Source organism: Bacillus sp. CH140a_4T, assembly GCF_008923725.1.
GTDB lineage: Bacteria > Bacillota > Bacilli > Bacillales > Bacillaceae_G > Bacillus_A.
Map to the genome: position 1 here is coordinate 1 of NZ_WBPF01000001.1, position 2,945 is coordinate 2,945.

At 51.6% G+C, this 2,945-nt stretch carries 1 rRNA gene; it reads left to right on the forward strand.

Annotated elements, in window-relative coordinates:
* Positions 1-9 precede the first annotated feature (9 nt).
* Positions 10-2,931, forward strand: a 23S ribosomal RNA gene (locus tag F8162_RS00005).
* The last annotated feature ends 14 nt before the right edge of the window (positions 2,932-2,945 follow it).

Below are 2,945 nucleotides of genomic sequence, written 5' to 3' on the forward strand. Positions count from 1 at the left end.
TTTTAGTTTGGTTAAGTTAGAAAGGGCGCACGGTGGATGCCTTGACACTAGGAGTCGATGAAGGACGGGACTAACGCCGATATGCTTCGGGGAGCTGTAAGTAAGCTTTGATCCGAAGATTTCCGAATGGGGAAACCCACCATACGTAATGGTATGGTATCCTTGCCTGAATACATAGGGTAAGGAAGACAGACCCAGGGAACTGAAACATCTAAGTACCTGGAGGAAGAGAAAGCAAATGCGATTTCCTGAGTAGCGGCGAGCGAAACGGAACATAGCCCAAACCAAGAGGCTTGCCTCTTGGGGTTGTAGGACATTCTATACGGAGTTACAAAGGAACGAGGTAGACGAAGCGACCTGGAAAGGTCCGTCGTAGAGGGTAACAACCCCGTAGTCGAAACTTCGTTCTCTCTTGAATGTATCCTGAGTACGGCGGAACACGTGAAATTCCGTCGGAATCTGGGAGGACCATCTCCCAAGGCTAAATACTCCCTAGTGATCGATAGTGAACCAGTACCGTGAGGGAAAGGTGAAAAGCACCCCGGAAGGGGAGTGAAAGAGATCCTGAAACCGTGTGCCTACAAATAGTCAGAGCCCGTTAATGGGTGATGGCGTGCCTTTTGTAGAATGAACCGGCGAGTTACGATCCCGTGCGAGGTTAAGCTGAAGAGGCGGAGCCGCAGCGAAAGCGAGTCTGAATAGGGCGTTTAGTACGTGGTCGTAGACCCGAAACCAGGTGATCTACCCATGTCCAGGGTGAAGTTCAGGTAACACTGAATGGAGGCCCGAACCCACGCACGTTGAAAAGTGCGGGGATGAGGTGTGGGTAGCGGAGAAATTCCAATCGAACCTGGAGATAGCTGGTTCTCCCCGAAATAGCTTTAGGGCTAGCCTTAAGTGTAAGAGTCTTGGAGGTAGAGCACTGATTGAACTAGGGGTCCTCATCGGATTACCGAATTCAGTCAAACTCCGAATGCCAATGACTTATCCTTAGGAGTCAGACTGCGAGTGATAAGATCCGTAGTCAAGAGGGAAACAGCCCAGATCGCCAGCTAAGGTCCCAAAGTGTGTATTAAGTGGAAAAGGATGTGGAGTTGCTTAGACAACTAGGATGTTGGCTTAGAAGCAGCCACCATTTAAAGAGTGCGTAATAGCTCACTAGTCGAGTGACTCTGCGCCGAAAATGTACCGGGGCTAAATACACCACCGAAGCTGCGAATTGATACCAATGGTATCAGTGGTAGGGGAGCGTTCTAAGTGCAGTGAAGTCAGACCGGAAGGACTGGTGGAGCGCTTAGAAGTGAGAATGCCGGTATGAGTAGCGAAAGACGGGTGAGAATCCCGTCCACCGAATGCCTAAGGTTTCCTGAGGAAGGCTCGTCCGCTCAGGGTTAGTCAGGACCTAAGCCGAGGCCGACAGGCGTAGGCGATGGACAACAGGTTGATATTCCTGTACCACCTCTTTATCGTTTGAGCAATGGAGGGACGCAGAAGGATAGAAGAAGCGTGCGATTGGTTGTGCACGTCCAAGCAGTTAGGCTGATAAGTAGGCAAATCCGCTTATCGTGAAGGCTGAGCTGTGATGGGGAAGCTCCTTATGGAGCGAAGTCTTTGATTCCCCGCTGCCAAGAAAAGCTTCTAGCGAGATAAAAGGTGCCTGTACCGCAAACCGACACAGGTAGGCGAGGAGAGAATCCTAAGGTGTGCGAGAGAACTCTGGTTAAGGAACTCGGCAAAATGACCCCGTAACTTCGGGAGAAGGGGTGCTTTCTTAACGGAAAGCCGCAGTGAATAGGCCCAAGCGACTGTTTAGCAAAAACACAGGTCTCTGCGAAGCCGTAAGGCGAAGTATAGGGGCTGACACCTGCCCGGTGCTGGAAGGTTAAGGAGAGGGGTTAGCGTAAGCGAAGCTCTGAACTGAAGCCCCAGTAAACGGCGGCCGTAACTATAACGGTCCTAAGGTAGCGAAATTCCTTGTCGGGTAAGTTCCGACCCGCACGAAAGGTGTAACGATTTGGGCACTGTCTCAACCAGAGACTCGGTGAAATTATAGTACCTGTGAAGATGCAGGTTACCCGCGACAGGACGGAAAGACCCCGTGGAGCTTTACTGTAGCCTGATATTGAATTTTGGTACAGTTTGTACAGGATAGGCGGGAGCCATTGAAACCGGAGCGCTAGCTTCGGTGGAGGCGCTGGTGGGATACCGCCCTGACTGTATTGAAATTCTAACCTACGGGTCTTATCGACCCGGGAGACAGTGTCAGGTGGGCAGTTTGACTGGGGCGGTCGCCTCCTAAAGTGTAACGGAGGCGCCCAAAGGTTCCCTCAGAATGGTTGGAAATCATTCGTAGAGTGCAAAGGCATAAGGGAGCTTGACTGCGAGACCTACAAGTCGAGCAGGGACGAAAGTCGGGCTTAGTGATCCGGTGGTTCCGCATGGAAGGGCCATCGCTCAACGGATAAAAGCTACCCCGGGGATAACAGGCTTATCTCCCCCAAGAGTCCACATCGACGGGGAGGTTTGGCACCTCGATGTCGGCTCATCGCATCCTGGGGCTGTAGTCGGTCCCAAGGGTTGGGCTGTTCGCCCATTAAAGCGGTACGCGAGCTGGGTTCAGAACGTCGTGAGACAGTTCGGTCCCTATCCGTCGTGGGCGTAGGAAATTTGAGAGGAGCTGTCCTTAGTACGAGAGGACCGGGATGGACGCACCGCTGGTGTACCAGTTGTTCTGCCAAGGGCATAGCTGGGTAGCTATGTGCGGAAGGGATAAGTGCTGAAAGCATCTAAGCATGAAGCCCCCCTCAAGATGAGATTTCCCATAGCGTAAGCTAGTAAGATCCCTGAAAGATGATCAGGTTGATAGGTTCGAGGTGGAAGCATGGTGACATGTGGAGCTGACGAATACTAATAGATCGAGGACTTAACCATATAATATGTAGCAA